Here is a 14,372-nt window from a genome sequence, read left to right as displayed (position 1 = left end):
GCTCATGCCTGATCCGGAGTCCACGCCTCGTAATCGCCGCTCGCCGCCGGGCGCCGGCCGCCCCGATCGAGCGCACCCGATGGCTTGTAGGCCTCCGGCGTTCCGGTCCGGTTGCCGGTCGGCTCGCGCAGGAATTTTGGCGCGGGCGGCAGCGCTTCGTCGGGAAGTCCTGCAATCTGGTGATGCAGCCAGCTGAACCATTCGGGCGGAATCCGGCTGGCGTCGTTCGGGCCGTTATAGATGACGAACCGGCGGCCGCCCTTCTTCGCCTCGTAATAGACGTTGCCGAGATCGTCGGTGCCGACCTGGCGGCCATTGCGGCGCACGTGCAGCGACGTGCCGATCGTCGCGCCGTCCCACCAGGTGAAGATCTGCTTCAGGAATCCCATGGCCGTCGCCTAGCGCCGATGCGGGGTAAGGCGCAAGCCTGACCGTGCCTCTGCTCCCCGGATCGCCAATGCGCCGAGGAGTGTGTGTCGGGCGGAGCAGCGTGTCGGGTTGAAAGGTCTCCGATCCTCCCGGTTGCCGCAGCGATGAGAGGGGGACAGCGTAGCTGATGGCGTGGCTGAACGCCGCGGCGCTGCTGCTCTGGCGTACCGGTGCCGCTCGGTCTCGGCACACTCTCCACGGCCATCGGCGATCATGAGCGGGCCGTGCTCCCATCGCCGCCTGGATCGTCGCCTCGCTGCGCCTGCGCTCAGCTTTGCGGGCCTCCCGGCCAGCTGATCCGGGCGTCCGCGGTGATGCCGAGCTCGGCGGCTCGGCCGCCGGCGATCTCCAGCACCGCCAGCACCGGCTCGCTCACGCCGACCGGCTCCAGCGACAACGGCGCGGCGCTTGCGATTCGGGCGATGCTGCCGTCGCCCCGTATGAAGATCATGTCGAGCGGGATCAGGGTGTTCTTCATCCAGAATTGCGCCGGTTGCGCCCTGGCGAACGGGAACAGCATGCCTTCTGTCGGCGCAATCTGCTGCCGGTTCATCAGACCGTAAGCCTGCTCGTCGGCGGACGGCGCAACCTCGACGGTGAAGTGGTGGGTCCTGCCGCCGGCCACGATCCCGAGGCGCACCACCGGCAGGCCGGACACCGGGTGCGTCGCCTCGCTCTCACCCGGCGCAGCCGTGTCGTTGAACGCGGCGAGCTTCTGTTCCGGCTGTTTCTGGCAGGCGGCGAGCGGGAGTGCGGCAAGGCTTGCCGCAAGCCCGATCGCTCGCCTCATCGCGGCTCCACTTCGACCGCCAGCGGCCCCTTGCGTCCGCTGGCGATGCGCGCCTGCAGCAATTGCTCGGGCTGAAGGTCGGCGAGGCCGCCGCGGCGGACGGTCTCCATATGGACGAAGATATCCTCCGATTCGTTGCCCTCCCGGTTGAGGAAGCCATAGCCCTTCAACCGGTTGAACCATTTCACCCGCACCGGCTCGAACGCTCCGGCCTCGTCGAGCAAAGCGGTCGGATCGACCCGCTCCTTCGCCCCCGCCCCCGACGCGCGCGGCGGTTCGGGCACGATCGCATGGCTGAGATCGATCGACAGCACCTTGCGCGCCTGAAGACCCCGCTCCTGCTGGGCCACCAGACATTCGATTACGGCGCCTTCCGGGAGGCTTCGCCGTTCATGCTCCTTCAACACACTGAAATGGACGAGTACGTCGCCCGGCACCTCTTCCGATACCAAGAAGCCGAAACCACGCGTCGCGTCGAACCACTTCATTGTTCCGGTGATCTTGAGGAGCCCCTCTTCTTCGGAGTGCACCTCTTCCCCCTCCCCCTCTTGCCGCGCGGAGCTATCGGCCAGCATTTCCCGTCGCGACATCATGTTCGGCCGATCCACCAAGTTTCCCCAAGACAAGGACTATCACGGCTTTCGATATCTTGTGAACTGTATACGTTAGCTTTTCAGCAACCGTCCAATTCCGGGATTTCTCCCGGGCAAGAGTTAATGATGCGGCGAGCATGGCCGAGATCGTGGCCCGCGCGCAACATCGCTGCGATCGCTTTTTCGCGCGCCGCGCGATCCACCGGCGGTTGCGCCGCATAGGGGCCGATCCGGCGCTTCTCGGCGAACCGCAAGGCTGCGCCCCAGGCGCCCTCGCGCGCCTCCTCGCGGGCCGGCTCCGCATCCTCGTCGCCGACGCCTGCCGCGCGCAGCGCCTGCCCGACCCGGCGTTCGCCATAGCCACGCCGGGTGAGCGATGCGGCCCGCGCTGCGGCGAATGCTCGATCGTCGACATAGGACAAAGCGGCGAAACGCTCGACCAGCGCCGGGATCGGATCGGCCGTCTCCCCAGCCCAGCCCCGCTCTGCGATCTTGCGGGCAAGATAAGTGGCAAGCTTGGCGCGGGTCGTCGCATAGCGCTCCACATAGTGGAGGGCGAGGCGCTCGAGCGCGGCTTCGGCAAGCGGCGGCCGGGGCTTTTTGTGGCTGGTCTGTCTCACGCGCCATGTTTGTGCCACAGTCGATAACGATTATGAACGGCCATTGCCTCCTGACGGGGTTGCGTTCGTGCGGCCCGGCCCCTGGATAGAAACGACATCGCAGTGCAAGCACCTGCCGAAATCGAGAAATATGCAGACAAGTAACCTCCTCGCCCCGACCCCGACCGCGGACGATCTGCCGCGGCGCTTCGCAGATTTCCGGACGCTCGGCGAAGCGCTCGATTACGCCGCGCAAGGTCTACGCGGTCTCAATTTCCACGACCCGCGAGGGCAGCTGTCGCGCAGCTACCCGTTCCGCGAATTGCGCGACGACGCGATCGCCGCCGCCTACCGGCTGATCGCCGCGGGCGTGCGCCCGCAGGATCGAATCGCCCTCGTCGCGGAGACCGGCCCCGATTTCGCCGCCTTGTTCTTTGGCTGCATCTATGCCGGCGCCTGGCCGGTGCCGCTGCCGCTGCCGACCTCGTTCGGTGGCCGCGATTCCTATATCGATCAATTGTCGGTTCAGCTGCGCAGCTCCGATCCGAGAGCGTTGTTCTACCCGGCCGAGCTCGCCTCGATGGCCGGCGCCGCCGCAGAGAGCGTCGGTGTCGAGGGCATCGTCTGGGAAGAATTCGCCACCCGCGAGGCACCGGCTGCGGAGCTTCCCGCCGCCGACAGCTCCGACATCGCCTATCTGCAATATTCGAGCGGCTCGACGCGCTTCCCGCACGGCGTCGTCATCACCCACCATGCCCTGCTCAACAATCTCGCGGCGCACAGCCACGGCATGCAGGTCAGCGACACCGATCGCTGCATTTCGTGGCTGCCCTGGTATCACGACATGGGCCTGGTCGGCTGCTTCCTGTCGCCGGTCGCCAACCAGGTTTCGACCGATTATCTGAAGACCGAGGATTTCGCCCGGCGGCCGCTCGCCTGGCTCGATCTGATCAGCCGCAACCAGGGCACCACGCTCAGCTACTCGCCGACCTTCGGCTACGACATCTGCGCGCGCCGCATCGGCAGCCTGTCCAAGGTTTCGGACCGCTTCGATCTGTCGCGCTGGCGGGTTGCCGGCAACGGCGCCGACATGATCCGGCCCGACGTCATGCAATCCTTCGTCGATGCCTTCGCCGAAGCCGGCTTCAACGCCAAGAGCTTCACGCCCAGCTACGGCCTGGCCGAGGCGACGCTCGCCGTGACGATCATGCCGCCGGGCGAAGGCATCGTCGTCGAACTGGTCGAAGAGACCCTGCTCGCCGGCGGCGGCCCCGCCGAGCGGGACCGGCCGCAGCGCTACCGCTCGATCGTCAATTGCGGCAAACCGGTGCGCGACATGGAAGTCGCGATCCTGGACGAGAATGGCGGCCGCCTGTCCGATCGGGAGATCGGCAAGGTCTGGTGCAAGGGCGATTCGGTCATGGTCGGCTATTTCCGCGATGCCGAGGCGACCGACGCCTGTCTCAGCGCCGACAAGTGGCTCGACACCGGCGACATGGGCTACATGTCGGACGGCTATCTCTACATCGTCGGCCGCGCCAAGGACATGATCATCATCAACGGCCGCAACCATTGGCCGCAGGACATCGAATGGGCGGTCGAGCAGCTCCCCGGCTTCAAAGCCGGCGACATCGCCGCTTTCTCGATCACCACGCCGGGCGGCGAGGAAACGCCGGCGGTGCTCGTCCAGTGCCGCACCTCCGACGTCGCCGAACGCAGCCGTCTTCGCGACGCGATCCGCGATCGGGTGCGGGCGATTACCGGCATCAACTGCGTCGTCGAGCTGGTGCCGCCGCGCACCTTACCCAGGACCAGCTCCGGCAAATTGAGCCGCGCCAAGGCCCGCAACCTCTATCTGTCCGGCGAAATCCAGCCCTACGACATCGCCGCCTGACGGCCGCCGCGACACCCCGTCAGATCCACCCTGTCCCCGCTGGGGGAGGGGGTTCCTCTGCCGGGGACAAGCTCAGCACGCGCGCCCCTCTTGCAGCCTGCCCGTTCGCCACCATCTCTTCGATAAGCCTTGCGCGGTTCCGAAGCCCTCGCTAAGGACCGCGCTCTCCCTGGCTCCCTTAGGAGTGTAGCTCAGTTGGTAGAGCATCGGTCTCCAAAACCGAGGGCCGTGGGTTCGAGTCCCTCCACTCCTGCCATCCCCGCTTCGGCGCGGGGCGGCTGAAGGGAAACCTAGGGACAGGGGGTCAAGCAAGGTCAAGGACGGTCCGCCCGGCGGATCAATCCTTGGCCTGATTTGTGTTGTTTTGAGGGTTTAAGCGGTGGCAAAAGTCAATCCGGGCGAATTCCTCCGGCAGGTGAAGACCGAGACCGGCAAGGTCGTCTGGCCGACCCGCAAGGAGACGGTGACGACCGGGATCATGGTGGTCATCATGGCGACGATCCTCGGCGTCTTCTTCTTCGCCACCGATTCGGCCTTCAGCGCCATCGTTCAGGCGCTTCTCGGTCTGCTGAGCTAAGGAAGTCACGTGTCCCGCTGGTACATCATCCACGCTTATTCGGGCTTCGAGAACAAGGTCCGCGAGTCGATCATGTCGGAAGCGCAGCGGCTCGGGCTCGAGCAGCTGGTCGAAGCCGTCGAGGTTCCGACCGAGAAGGTGACCGAGGTCCGCCGCGGCAAGAAGGTGACTTCGGACCGCAAGTTCTTTCCGGGCTACGTGCTCGCCAAGCTGGCGATGAACGACGACGTCTATCACCTCGTCAAGAACACGCCCAAGGTCACCGGCTTCCTTGGCTCCAGCGGCAAGCCGCAGCCCATCTCCGAGGCCGAAGCCGCGCGAATCCTCAACACCAAGGAGGAAGCCGCAGCGGCCGCGCCGAAGACCAAGGTCAACGTCGATTACGAGATCGGCGACAACGTCAAGGTGCTCGACGGTCCGTTCGCAAGCTTCAACGGCATGGTCGAGGAACTCGATTTCGACCGCGGCCGGGTCAAGGTCGGAGTCTCGATCTTCGGCCGCGCCACCCCGGTGGAGCTCGAATTCGAACAGGTCGAAAGAGTCAAGTAACGGCCCCTGCGGGCCGTTATCTACCGCCCTTCACGTCATCCCAGTGAAGGCTGGGATCTCGTAGTGAAGGCTTGAGCGTTTCCGACCTGAGATCCCAACTTCCGCTGGGATGACGGGTATAACAGTTTCCGGAGCGATCCGGAAAAAGCGGGTCGAAGCCCCACTTCGACCCGATCCATGCGGGAGGCCTCCTCGGAGGCCGTCATCACCGCTAAACTTGGAAGAGAGTGAAACATGGCAAAGAAGATTACGGGCTATATCAAGCTCCAGGTGCCCGCGGGCGCCGCCAATCCTTCGCCGCCGATCGGCCCGGCTCTGGGTCAGCGCGGCGTCAACATCATGGAATTCTGCAAGGCGTTCAACGCCGCGACGAATGAGCTCGAGAAGGCGATGCCGATCCCGACGATCATCACCGTCTATGCGGACCGTTCGTTCAGCTTCGAGACCAAGACTCCGCCGGCGACCTTCCTGCTGAAGAAGGCGGCGGGCCTGAAGTCGGGCTCCAAGGAACCCGGCAAGACCTCGGCCGGTACCGTCACCCGCACCCAGGTGCGCGAGATCGCCGAGACCAAGATGAAGGATCTGAACGCCAACGATCTCGACGCTGCGGCGAAGATCATCGAAGGCTCCGCCCGCGCGATGGGCCTCGAAGTGGTGGAGGGCTGAGATCATGGCCAAGCAGACCAAGAAGCAGAAGGCTCTCGCCGCCGCCGTCGACCGTGACAAGCTCTACGGCGTCACCGAGGCGATCGAGACGCTGAAGGCGCACGCCACCGCCAAGTTCGACGAGACGATCGAAGTCGCGCTCAACCTCGGCGTCGATCCGCGCCACGCCGATCAGATGGTCCGCGGCGTCGTCACCCTCCCCGCCGGCACCGGCAAGGACGTGCGCGTCGCCGTCTTCGCCCGCGGCGGCAAGGCCGACGAAGCAACCGCCGCCGGCGCCGACGTCGTCGGTGCCGAGGATCTGATGGAATCGATCCAGGCCGGCAACATCAACTTCGACCGCGTCATCGCGACCCCGGACATGATGGGCATCGTCGGCCGTCTCGGTAAGGTGCTCGGCCCCAAGGGCCTGATGCCGAACCCGAAGCTCGGCACCGTCACCCCGAACGTCACCGAAGCCGTCAAGGCGGCCAAGGGCGGTCAGGTCGAGTTCCGCGTCGAAAAGGCCGGCATCATCCATTCCGGCATCGGCAAGGTCAGCTTCTCGAGCGACGACCTGCGCCGCAATTTCGAAGCGTTCGTCGAGGCGATCGTCCGCTCCAAGCCGACCGGCGCCAAGGGCAAGTACGTCCGCAAGGTCGCGATGAGCTCGTCAATGGGCCCGGGCCTCAAGGTCGATCTCGCCGAGGTCGCCGGCGCCTAAACGCCGCGCGCTCAGCGAACTGAAAGAAGGGCCGGGGCGCAAGCTCCGGCCCTTTCTCTTTTCCCGCCCCCACGTAGGCGAAGCAGGCTTCCGGCGAACCGCGCGCCACTCCCCGCGCCCATGCCGCACCGGCGAAGGTGCGAGAGGATCGCGAACAGGCATTGGTACCAGGGTCGCGGCGGGCTACAGGGCCACGATGCTGAGCCGCCGCAATCTTGTCGCAGCCATGGGTGCGTTGATGACACTGCCCGGTGTCGAGCCCGCAAGCGCGGGAACCCCGCCAAGCAAGGGCAAAGCGCCGCGGCTACGGCCCGGCGACGTCGTCGGGCTGGTGGCGCCGGCCATGTTCAGCGACGGCGGCGAGGAGCTCGCGGCGATCGAGGCCAATATCGCCGCTCTGGGACTGGTGCCGAAGATCGGTCCTCACGTCACCGCGCGTTACGGCTATCTCGCCGGCAGCGACCGCAACCGCGCCGACGATCTCAACCGCATGTATGCCGATCCGGCGGTGCGCGCGGTCTTTGCGGTGCATGGCGGCTGGGGTTCGGCCCGCATTCTCCCTTTTCTCGACTGGAAGACGATCGCCGCCAATCCCAAGCTGCTGATCGGCTTCAGCGACATCACCGCTTTGCACCTCGCCTTTGCCGCCAAGGCCGGCTTCGCTACCATCCATGGTCCCAATGCGGGCAACAGCTGGCAGCCGATCAGCGCCGGCAGCTTCACCAGCCTTGCCTTCGCGGGCGAGATGCCGCTGCTGCGCAATCCTGCTCCCCTGATCCTGCCGGCACCGCTGCCCGCTGGCGCAGATCCGGGTGCCAACGCGCCGGGGACTCCCTTCGGAGCGGCTCCGGCTCCCGCAACGAGCGAGACCCCAGTTGCAGCGCAGGTCGACCCGCGCTGGCGCACCACGGCGATCCGCCCCGGTCGCGCTCAGGGCAGGCTGATCGGCGGCAACCTCGCCGTGCTCGCCGCTTTGGTCGGATCATCCTGGATGCCCGATTTCACCGGTGCGATCCTGGTGTTGGAAGAGACCGGCGAGGCCGAATATCGGATCGATCGAATGCTCACGCAGCTCAGCTATGCCGGCATTCTCGGCAAAGTGGCCGGCATCGTCTTCGGCCAGTGCACGCGCTGCGTCGGCGGCGCAGCCGGCTATAGCGGCTTCACCGTGCCGCAATTGCTCTTCCACCATTTCGCCCCGCTCGGCGTGCCGGCTTTCTACGGCGCGAACATCGGCCACGTCGCCAACCAGCTGTGCATCCCGTTCGGCGTCCGCGCCGATATCGACGCCGCGGCCGGCACCATCCAGATTCTCGAACCGGCGGTGTCTTAGGACGGCCGCGCTCGGTCAGCCCTGAGGGAGGCCAAAAGAGGAGACCGAGCTAAGGTGCGGCTTCGGGCAGGCACTGGCGGAGGCGAGGAGCCGTCGTGGCGCCGCCTTGGCGCGCATTTTCCGCGGACTTCCCGTCGGAAGCCTGTTCCGACCCACTTCAGTTGCGCCCGTTGAACAGTTTGACCGCTCGAGTATAGATATGGGACACCTGCCGCGGAGCCAAGACCGAGGTGCGCAGTGCCGATGTCACAGTTGAACCATGTGTGTCATTCGTGAAGCTGCAGCTGCCAGCCGCGCGGATCGCTGCGGCTGCTCTCCTCCTTGCTTGCTGTCCTGCGCCGTTCCGGACCGCGCCGGAGCGACTTGCCCAATGGACGACGTCGCTCCGTGACGAGCAACCGGACGATGCATTCGCCGCCGTCTACAAGACAGGAAAACGACACCTCGTCTTCATCGGCGCACGGCACGCCAACCGGACCGACAGCTTGACGTTTGAATTGATCAGGAACGCCTATTCAGCGTTCCGAGTGGACGCCACCATCGTGGAGGGCTCCCCGACCTCGCGTGGCCCGAACTTCGCGCGCCTGATAGAATACGCGTCGTCCGCCAAGGTGACGGACGGGTTTCAGGAGGGCGGCGAAACGATCCCAGCGGTGATGGGGGCGGTTCAAGAAGGCGCAACACTCTGGGGTGGCGAACCGGACGATGCAGACATAAAGACGCGAATGCTTGGTGAGGGTTTTCCGAGCGCCGACCTGCTGGGTTTCTACGTCCTTCGGTCCATTCCTGAATGGATCCGAGAAAAGAAGCTCACCGAGGCCGGGGATCCTCGACTGGCAAGTTTGGTGGAAAAGGAGCTTGCCCGCAACCGTCAGCGCCTCGCGCTGGGTCCCGATGTTCTGCCCAGTTTCACCGACTGGGCCGATTGGTACAAGGCAACGAACGGGAAGCCGATCGGCCCGAGCTTCGCAATGGAGGAAACAGGGCCACTGTCCGACGGCGCATTTCCATCAAACCGCATTGCCGCGGCGATTTCACGAGCCCGTGCGGCCTATCTCCACGAATTCATCATCTCACATTTGAATGCCGGCGAAACTGTGCTGGTCGTCTTCGGCAGCAGTCATCTCATGATCCATCGTACCGCTCTCGATGCAGTGCTCGGCTCGCCGTGCTACGTCGGATCGGATATTGCAGCCGCGGCCAAGAACTGCGCCGGCTAATGCCCAGGGCGAACCTTGCTGACGGCCGGGTGATTCAATCACCGCCGCAGCAAGAGCGGTGTCGGCCTGTCGCCTCGCCTCCCCTTCACCGCTCCGCCTGCGCCACCACCTCACGTACCACGTCCGACGGGATCGCGAAGCCGATGCCGACATTGCCCTGGTTGGGGCTGATCAGTGCCGAATTGATGCCGATGACCTCGCCTCTCATGTTGATCAGAGGCCCGCCGGAATTGCCCGGGTTGATCGGCGCGTCGGTCTGGATGAAGCGGCGCGGATCGTCGTCGCCGAGGCCGCGGTCAGTGGCGCTGACGATGCCGGCGGTCACCGTCTGACCGAGCCCGAAAGGATTGCCGATTGCGACGACATAGTCGCCGACCGCGAGCGCGCCGGAATTGCCGAGCGGCAACGCCGGCAGATTGCGGGCGCTGATCGTCAGGATGGCGAGATCGAGCTGCGGCGCGGCGCCGAGCAGCCGTGCCCGCACCCGACGGCCGTCGCGCAGGCCGACTTCGATCGCACTGGCATTCTGGACGACGTGGAAGTTGGTGACGACGAGACCGCGGGCGGCATCGACGATGACGCCCGAACCGGCCGAGATCGCCGGCTCCAGCGCGCTGTCCGGAACCCCGAAATAGCGGCGGAAGAAGGGATCGCGCAGCAACGGATTTTGCGAGGCCGGCGAAGGCTGCAGCACCGCGATGTTGACCACCGCGGGCGCCGTCCGGTTGACCAGGGGCGACAGGCTGAGCCGATTGAGCGGCACCGCATCGCTCGCGATCGTGCCGTTGGTGGACAGGCCTGGCGAAGCCGCCTCCTTCCGTCCCTCGTAGAGGTGGGCGGCGAGTCCGCCTGCGCCACCGGCAAGGGCGAGGCCGAGCACGATCGGCAGGAACAATCTTCCCCGGCCCGGGGTTCGTTCAGCATGGCTAGGTTCGATCATCGTCCTGTCCCTGTTCGGCACGCTGCGAATCCGAGGCTTGTCGGCACGGCCCACGCAGGGCAGACATGGTTCATGTCCGTCCCCGGTTTCAAGATGCGCGGCCAAGGCTGGCTGGCCGTATGGACCTTCATCGCCATCCTGGCCGGCGTTCGCACTTTCAGCGAATTGTTTCGCCATGGCTGGTCCGATCTGGTTCTGATCGGCCTGTTCTCGCTGGCCGCCGCTGTCGCTTTCGCCCTGCTGGCGCGTCGCACCCGGGCCGAGATCGCCGACGATTTCGATCGGGGCGCCCCCCTCCTCCGCCCCGCCGCGGCCCGGCGGCGCATCGGCGATCCGATCCAGCCCGGCCGCCGCTTCTTCTGAGCATGGCCGGGCCCTGGCTCGCCATCGCGCTCGAGGAGGAACGACGGCGCATCCGCGAAGCCGATCCCGAAGGCACGCGTCGGATCCTCGAATATCTCGAGACCTGCGACGATCTCGAACCCGGCGAGGAGTCGCGCGACGACACCCCCTGGTGCTCCGCCTTCGTGAACTGGTGCGTGATCCAGGCGGGCTATACCGGCACCGGTTCCGGCTGGGCTACCTCCTGGGCAAGTTGGGGCGTGGAGGATCCGCACGCCGGCGAGGGCACCATCGTGGTCTGGCGCCGCTCGCGCGATCTCGGCAACGGCTTCGAGCCGGTTGGCGGCCATGTCGGCTTCCTGCTCGAGGATCGCGGCGACATGCTGCACGTCCTCGGCGGCAACCAGCGCGACCAGGTCTGCCGCCGCGACTATCCGCGCAACGGCTTCCTCACCGACACCGTCGACCGCAGTGGCGCCGTCTCCGACCGCTACGAACTGCTCGGCTTCCGCACGGCGGACGCGTGATCCCGGACGCGCCACACCACATCCTCCCGCACCTTGCTCGGGGAGGGGCACCAGCGTCGCTGGTGGAGGGGCAAACGGCGCCGGAGACCAGTCCGCCAGCTACGCGTGGTCATGCCCCCTGCAGCCCCTCACTAAAGGGTTGATTTCCCGTCCTCCTCCTGTATAGGCGCGGCTTCGCGTGCGAGGCTTGTCCTTGCGCGCATCCGTCCGAGACAGCGGGTGGCCGGGTTTGCCGGTCTTAATCCCCCGCCGAGACGGGGACGCGTTTTTCCGGGTGCCGCTTGGCGGCGCCGGGTCTGCCTGATGATGATCGGGCAAAACCACTCCCCTCGGACCGGTTCCCATCGAAGCCTCGGCTTCGGTGCGTACCAAGCCTGCACACGGCGACGGGTGCGGGTTCACCTGCCCGGCAGGCGTTCTGCCGGGCTGTTTGGAGTGTAAGGCATGGATCGAGCTCAAAAGTCCGAGCAGGTCGCCCAGCTCAAGCAGACGTTCTCCGAGACCAGCGTGGTGGTTGTCACCCGCAATCTCGGCATGACGGTGGCCCAGTCCACTGCCCTGCGGAACCGCATGCGCGATGCCGGTGCGACCTTCAAGGTGACCAAGAACACGCTCACCCTGATTGCGCTCGAGGGCACTCAATATGCCGGCATCGGCGAGATGCTGACGGGGCCGACCGGCCTCGCCACCTCGCCGGATCCGGTTGCGGCCGCCAAGGTCGCCGTCGATTTCGCCAAGACCACCGATCGCTTCGAGATCGTCGGCGGCGCGATGGGCGACACTGTCCTCGACCTCGCGGGTGTTCGTGCGCTGGCCGAACTGCCGTCTCTTGACCAACTGCGTGCCACGATTGTGGGCCTCATCCAGGCGCCCGCAACCAAGATCGCGCGGACGATCAACGAGCCGGGTGCTCAGCTGGCGCGTGTCTTCGGCGCATATGCCGCCAAAGAAGACGCCTGATCATCATTTTGTTTTGAACTGAAATCTTTGGGGCACCGCCCCCGATTTGGAGACTTACAATGGCAGACATTCAATCCCTCGTCGACCAGCTCTCCGAGCTGACCGTTCTCGAAGCCGCCGACCTCGCCAAGGCGCTCGAAGAGAAGTGGGGCGTTTCGGCCGCTGCGGCGGTTGCGGTTGCCGGCCCGGCCGGCGGCGGCGCGGCTGGCCCGGTCGAAGAAGAGAAGACCGAGTTCGACGTGATCCTCGTCAACGACGGCGGCAAGAAGATCAACGTGATCAAGGAAGTCCGCGCGATCACCAACCTCGGCCTCGGCGAAGCCAAGGCGCTCGTCGAAGGCGCTCCGAAGCCGATCAAGGAAGGCATCCCCAAGGCCGAAGCGGAAGAACTCCGCAAGCGTCTCGAGGAAGCCGGCGCGACCGTCGAGGTCAAGTAAGCTTCTGCCGGGCACGGCCTTCGGGTCGGCCCCGGTCGAACGAAGAAGGGCGGCTCCGCTGGAGCCGCCCTTTTTTTGCCTCCTCTCCCCTTCAGGGGAGAGGAAAGCGAGCGCAGCGAGCAAGGAGAGGGGGAGACGGGCTCCTTGGCTCAACGCTTGGTCGGGCGCTCTTCGAGTGCGTGCCCCTCTCCCAACCTCCGCTCGGCGGCGGAGCCGCCAAGCTTTGGTACCCCTCTCCCCTGAAGGGGAGAGGAGACGTCAGCTCCCCGCGTAAACCTTCACCAGCCGGTACAGGAACGTCCGGCCGTCCATCAGCGACTTGATCCGCATCCGCTCGTTCAGCCCGTGCGCGCGGCTGCCTTCGCGATCACTGAAGAAGCCGGTGAGGCCGTAGGTCGGGATGCCGGCCGGGGTCAGGAAGGCGCCGTCGGTACCGCCCGCCGCCATCACCGGCACCAGCGGCACGCCCGGAAACACCTCCGCCGCGACCTTCTTCGCCGGCCCGATCACGCGCTCGGTCAGCGGCGGCGGCGGCGCGATCTCGCTGCGGGTCTCGAGCGTGGTGATCTTGACCTGCGGATCGCCGACCACCCGTTCCAGTTCCTGCCGCACTGCTTCCACAGATGTGCCGGGGAAGATCCGGCAATTGACGTTGGCGCGGCTGCGCTGCGGCAGCGCGTTGGTGGCATGGCCGCCATCGAGCATGGTGGCGACGCAGGTGGTGCGCAGGATTGCATTCCAGGCGGGATCCGCCGCTGCGATCGTCGCCGCTGCCGCCGCATCCTTCGGATCGGCCGCGAACGCCGCCATCGACGGCGCCGCAGGCCCCGGCAGCAATTTGGACATCGCGCCGAAATAGCCGCGCGTCGCCTCGTTCGACAGGATCGGGAAATCATAGGCCCGCAGCTTCACCAGTGCGTCGGCGAGCCGGTAGATCGCATTCTCCTTTACCGGCCGCGAGCTGTGGCCACCCGGATTGGTGACTTCGAGCCGGTAATTTTGCGGGAATTTCTCGCCGGCCTGGATGTTGAGCGCGATCGGCTTGCCATTGTCGTCGAGCATGCCGCCCGCGCCCTCGTTGAGCGCGAACTCGGCGTCGATAAGATCGCGCTGCTGCTGGGCGAGATACTGGGCCCCGTTGAAGGCCCCGGCCGTCTCCTCGCCGCAGGTCAGTGCCATCTTGATCGTGCGCTTGGGCTTGAACCCCTCCTGCTTGAAGCGGACGAGCGTATCCACCCACACCGCCGCCTGCGCCTTGTCGTCGGAAGCACCGCGCGCGTAGAAAAAGCCGTCTTCCTCGACCAATGTGAACGGATCCCGCTCCCAGTCGGCGCGGTTGGCCTCGACTACATCGATATGGGCGAGCAGCAGCAGGGCCTTGCGCCTGGAGTCGCTGCCCGGAAGCACCGCCACCAGGCTCCCCTCCTTGGATTGGCTGGGTTCGACGACCAGATGAAGATCCTGGTCGGCGAAGCCGGCCGCCTTGAGCCGCGCCGCCATCCGCTCTGCGGCGAGCGTGCAGCTGCCGGCGGACAGGGTGGTGTCGGTCTCGACCAGCTCCTTGTAGGTCGCGCGGAAGGCCGCCTCGCCGTCCGCGGCAAGCGGCTGAGCGGCGGAGCCAGTGGCGGCGGTGGACGCGAGCAGGGACGCGGCAAGCACGGCAGGACGAAGGCGCATTCGGACGGTCTCCCGGGAAGGACGCGCGCATACTTCCCGCGCCCGCCTTCCCTGTCCATCGCCAATGTGCGGCGCCGCCCGGACGGTGAAGACCCGCGGTGCGTCCTGCCTTGCGCGGCAAGGCCGAGGACGCACC

At 66.2% G+C, this 14,372-nt stretch carries 17 protein-coding genes and 1 tRNA gene; 12 read left to right on the top strand and 6 right to left on the bottom strand.

What is annotated here, in order from left to right:
- Positions 1-2: 2 nt before the first annotated feature.
- The 4 genes from ETR14_RS18485 to ETR14_RS18470 form a co-directional block, all read right to left on the bottom strand.
- Entirely contained in the window at positions 3-389 is a 387-nt protein-coding gene (locus ETR14_RS18485) for an NADH:ubiquinone oxidoreductase subunit NDUFA12 (protein ID WP_129387297.1), read from the bottom strand.
- A 308-nt stretch (positions 390-697) separates the two neighbouring features.
- Entirely contained in the window at positions 698-1,219 is a 522-nt protein-coding gene (locus tag ETR14_RS18480; RefSeq protein ID WP_129387294.1) for a DUF192 domain-containing protein, read from the bottom strand.
- Positions 1,216-1,794: a cold-shock protein gene (locus tag ETR14_RS18475; RefSeq protein ID WP_371416823.1), complete on the bottom strand. Its 579-nt coding sequence runs from the start codon at positions 1,792-1,794 to the stop codon at positions 1,216-1,218. Before ETR14_RS18475 ends, ETR14_RS18480 begins: the two co-directional genes overlap by 4 nt.
- 98 nt (positions 1,795-1,892) lie before the next feature.
- Positions 1,893-2,432 (bottom strand): regulatory protein RecX, encoded by a 540-nt coding sequence (locus tag ETR14_RS18470; RefSeq protein WP_129387291.1) that lies wholly within the window; start codon positions 2,430-2,432, stop codon positions 1,893-1,895.
- Between the two features lie 130 nt (positions 2,433-2,562).
- Here ETR14_RS18470 and ETR14_RS18465 point away from each other — a divergent pair, with 130 nt between their 5' ends.
- The 8 genes from ETR14_RS18465 to ETR14_RS18430 all read left to right on the top strand — a co-directional run bounded on the left by ETR14_RS18465 (position 2,563) and on the right by ETR14_RS18430 (position 9,353).
- A complete protein-coding gene (locus tag ETR14_RS18465; protein WP_129387288.1) occupies positions 2,563-4,305 on the top strand; it encodes a fatty acyl-AMP ligase in 1,743 nt (580 codons plus the stop codon).
- Between the two features lie 180 nt (positions 4,306-4,485).
- Positions 4,486-4,561: transfer RNA gene (locus ETR14_RS18460), tRNA-Trp, on the top strand.
- A 123-nt stretch (positions 4,562-4,684) separates the two neighbouring features.
- Positions 4,685-4,882, top strand: coding sequence for a preprotein translocase subunit SecE (gene secE / locus ETR14_RS18455; protein WP_129387285.1), 198 nt, complete (start codon positions 4,685-4,687; stop codon positions 4,880-4,882).
- Positions 4,883-4,891: 9 nt separating this feature from the next.
- Positions 4,892-5,431: a transcription termination/antitermination protein NusG gene (gene nusG, locus ETR14_RS18450; protein ID WP_129387282.1), complete on the top strand. Its 540-nt coding sequence runs from the start codon at positions 4,892-4,894 to the stop codon at positions 5,429-5,431.
- A 234-nt stretch (positions 5,432-5,665) separates the two neighbouring features.
- Positions 5,666-6,097, top strand: a complete 432-nt coding sequence (gene rplK, locus ETR14_RS18445) for a 50S ribosomal protein L11 (RefSeq protein WP_129387279.1) — start codon at positions 5,666-5,668, stop codon at positions 6,095-6,097.
- A 4-nt stretch (positions 6,098-6,101) separates the two neighbouring features.
- Positions 6,102-6,800, top strand: coding sequence for a 50S ribosomal protein L1 (gene rplA / locus ETR14_RS18440; protein WP_129387277.1), 699 nt, complete (start codon positions 6,102-6,104; stop codon positions 6,798-6,800).
- A gap of 196 nt (positions 6,801-6,996) precedes the next feature.
- A complete protein-coding gene (locus tag ETR14_RS18435; RefSeq protein WP_129387274.1) occupies positions 6,997-8,133 on the top strand; it encodes an LD-carboxypeptidase in 1,137 nt (378 codons plus the stop codon).
- Positions 8,134-8,405: 272 nt separating this feature from the next.
- A complete protein-coding gene (locus tag ETR14_RS18430) occupies positions 8,406-9,353 on the top strand; it encodes a hypothetical protein (protein ID WP_129387271.1) in 948 nt (315 codons plus the stop codon).
- 85 nt (positions 9,354-9,438) lie between these two features.
- Here ETR14_RS18430 and ETR14_RS18425 read toward each other — a convergent pair whose 3' ends face one another.
- Complete coding sequence (locus ETR14_RS18425; protein ID WP_129387268.1) at positions 9,439-10,293, bottom strand: trypsin-like peptidase domain-containing protein; 855 nt, start codon at positions 10,291-10,293, stop codon at positions 9,439-9,441.
- Positions 10,294-10,365: 72 nt separating this feature from the next.
- Here ETR14_RS18425 and ETR14_RS28490 point away from each other — a divergent pair, with 72 nt between their 5' ends.
- The 4 genes from ETR14_RS28490 to rplL all read left to right on the top strand — a co-directional run bounded on the left by ETR14_RS28490 (position 10,366) and on the right by rplL (position 12,559).
- Complete coding sequence (locus ETR14_RS28490) at positions 10,366-10,656, top strand: hypothetical protein (RefSeq protein ID WP_165356519.1); 291 nt, start codon at positions 10,366-10,368, stop codon at positions 10,654-10,656.
- 2 nt (positions 10,657-10,658) lie between these two features.
- Positions 10,659-11,162 carry a TIGR02594 family protein gene (locus ETR14_RS28485; protein WP_165356518.1) on the top strand — a complete coding sequence of 168 codons (504 nt, stop codon included), beginning with the start codon at positions 10,659-10,661 and terminating at the stop codon, positions 11,160-11,162.
- A 444-nt stretch (positions 11,163-11,606) separates the two neighbouring features.
- Positions 11,607-12,122: a 50S ribosomal protein L10 gene (gene rplJ, locus ETR14_RS18415; protein ID WP_129387262.1), complete on the top strand. Its 516-nt coding sequence runs from the start codon at positions 11,607-11,609 to the stop codon at positions 12,120-12,122.
- A 59-nt stretch (positions 12,123-12,181) separates the two neighbouring features.
- Positions 12,182-12,559, top strand: a complete 378-nt coding sequence (gene rplL / locus ETR14_RS18410) for a 50S ribosomal protein L7/L12 (RefSeq protein ID WP_129387259.1) — start codon at positions 12,182-12,184, stop codon at positions 12,557-12,559.
- Positions 12,560-12,817: 258 nt separating this feature from the next.
- On the opposite strand, the gene ETR14_RS18405 is transcribed toward rplL, so the two are convergent.
- Positions 12,818-14,236, bottom strand: coding sequence for a M20/M25/M40 family metallo-hydrolase (locus ETR14_RS18405; RefSeq protein ID WP_129387256.1), 1,419 nt, complete (start codon positions 14,234-14,236; stop codon positions 12,818-12,820).
- Between the last annotated feature and the right edge of the window lie 136 nt (positions 14,237-14,372).

Origin of the sequence: Sphingosinicella sp. BN140058 (assembly GCF_004135585.1) — a bacterium.
GTDB lineage: Bacteria > Pseudomonadota > Alphaproteobacteria > Sphingomonadales > Sphingomonadaceae > Allosphingosinicella.
This window is presented reverse-complemented; position numbering and strand designations above follow the sequence as displayed.

Bases quoted from the DNA above. Each gene is read 5' to 3' on its own strand.
- ETR14_RS18435 (WP_129387274.1), top strand. From the start codon at position 6,997: ATGCTGAGCCGCCGCAATCTTGTCGCAGCCATGGGTGCGTTGATGACA.
- rplK (WP_129387279.1), top strand. From the start codon at position 5,666: ATGGCAAAGAAGATTACGGGCTATATCAAGCTCCAGGTGCCCGCGGGC.
- ETR14_RS18480 (WP_129387294.1), bottom strand. From the start codon at position 1,219: ATGAGGCGAGCGATCGGGCTTGCGGCAAGCCTTGCCGCACTCCCGCTC.
- ETR14_RS28490 (WP_165356519.1), top strand. From the start codon at position 10,366: ATGTCCGTCCCCGGTTTCAAGATGCGCGGCCAAGGCTGGCTGGCCGTA.
- ETR14_RS18465 (WP_129387288.1), top strand. From the start codon at position 2,563: ATGCAGACAAGTAACCTCCTCGCCCCGACCCCGACCGCGGACGATCTG.
- ETR14_RS18425 (WP_129387268.1), bottom strand. From the start codon at position 10,293: ATGATCGAACCTAGCCATGCTGAACGAACCCCGGGCCGGGGAAGATTG.
- ETR14_RS18405 (WP_129387256.1), bottom strand. From the start codon at position 14,236: ATGCGCCTTCGTCCTGCCGTGCTTGCCGCGTCCCTGCTCGCGTCCACC.
- ETR14_RS18475 (WP_371416823.1), bottom strand. From the start codon at position 1,794: ATGCTGGCCGATAGCTCCGCGCGGCAAGAGGGGGAGGGGGAAGAGGTG.
- ETR14_RS18485 (WP_129387297.1), bottom strand. From the start codon at position 389: ATGGGATTCCTGAAGCAGATCTTCACCTGGTGGGACGGCGCGACGATC.
- rplA (WP_129387277.1), top strand. From the start codon at position 6,102: ATGGCCAAGCAGACCAAGAAGCAGAAGGCTCTCGCCGCCGCCGTCGAC.
- rplJ (WP_129387262.1), top strand. From the start codon at position 11,607: ATGGATCGAGCTCAAAAGTCCGAGCAGGTCGCCCAGCTCAAGCAGACG.
- rplL (WP_129387259.1), top strand. From the start codon at position 12,182: ATGGCAGACATTCAATCCCTCGTCGACCAGCTCTCCGAGCTGACCGTT.
- ETR14_RS28485 (WP_165356518.1), top strand. From the start codon at position 10,659: ATGGCCGGGCCCTGGCTCGCCATCGCGCTCGAGGAGGAACGACGGCGC.